Consider the following 1,038-nt stretch of genomic DNA (forward strand, 5'->3'; position numbering starts at 1 on the left):
CCACAACCTCGCCTACCGCCTGAGCGATCTGAAGATCCCGGCCACCTTCGACTTCAAGCCGACCGGCACCCACTCGTGGGGCTACTGGCAGGACGATCTCCACAACTCCTGGCCGATGCTCGCTCGTTCGATGGGCATCTGACCGAAATCGTTCCGACTCGACCCCGCTCCCTGCACTTCCGGGAGCGGGGTCGAGTGCTTGTCTGGGCCGATTCGGGGGTTAATTTGGGGGTTAATTCCGGGGCCAATTCAATTGTCAGGCAATCGAATCGCGTCACTTTCTGCGCCCGCTCTGCTTTACTGACACATAACAAAAAGTGAACCTGTTCCAGTAAGGGCTCACAGGCACTTCGATCCGTTCCGGATCCGAAGACATTCAGGTGGAGGATCCGAACGTATGCGTGCTCGAATTTTCAAGCGTGGCAGTGTGATCGCAGCTCTCGCAGTGGCCACGGTGCTGCCGATGCTGATCAGTCCGGCGACAGCTTCTGCGGGCGGTGACACGTCCGGATCGCACGTCGTGAGCAACACCAAGACCGGCGACCGCAAGGTCACCATCTCGGTCTTCTCCCCGGCGATGGATCGCAACATCCCGCTCGAGGTCATCCTCCCCGCAGATGGCAGCGAACCCCGCCCGACGCTCTACCTGCTCAACGGTGCAGGCGGCGGCGAAGACTCGGCGACCTGGCAACGCAAGACCGACGTCATGAACTTCTTCCAGGACAAGAACGTCAACGTCGTCACTCCACTCGAAGGCGCGTTCAGCTATTACACCGACTGGGTGAACGACGATCCGGTTCTCGGTCGCCAGAAGTGGCAGACGTTCCTCACCAAGGAACTCCCGCCCGTCATCGACGCCGAGTTCAACACCAACAAGGTCCAGTCGATCTCCGCGATCTCCATGACCGCGACCTCGGTCCTCAACCTCGCCATCGCGGCTCCCGGCCTCTACAAGGGCGTCGGGGCGTACAGCGGATGCGCTGAGACCAGCACCCCCGTCGGTCAGAGTGCGATCGAACTTGTCACAGGTACCCGCGG

1 protein-coding gene and 1 pseudogene are annotated in these 1,038 nt (G+C 61.0%); both read left to right on the forward strand.

All coding sequences use genetic code 11. From position 1 onward, the window contains the following. Positions 1–142: pseudogene (locus ATN37_RS32170) on the forward strand (esterase family protein); the annotation flags it as partial. Between the two features lie 255 nt (positions 143–397). Continuing rightward, positions 398–1,038, forward strand: a 641-nt coding sequence (locus ATN37_RS00015; RefSeq protein ID WP_218694566.1) for an alpha/beta hydrolase family protein, incomplete at its 3' end; no start/stop codon positions are given.

It is taken from the genome of Rhodococcus sp. MH15, from assembly GCF_019266045.1.
Lineage (GTDB): Bacteria > Actinomycetota > Actinomycetes > Mycobacteriales > Mycobacteriaceae > Rhodococcus_F > Rhodococcus_F qingshengii.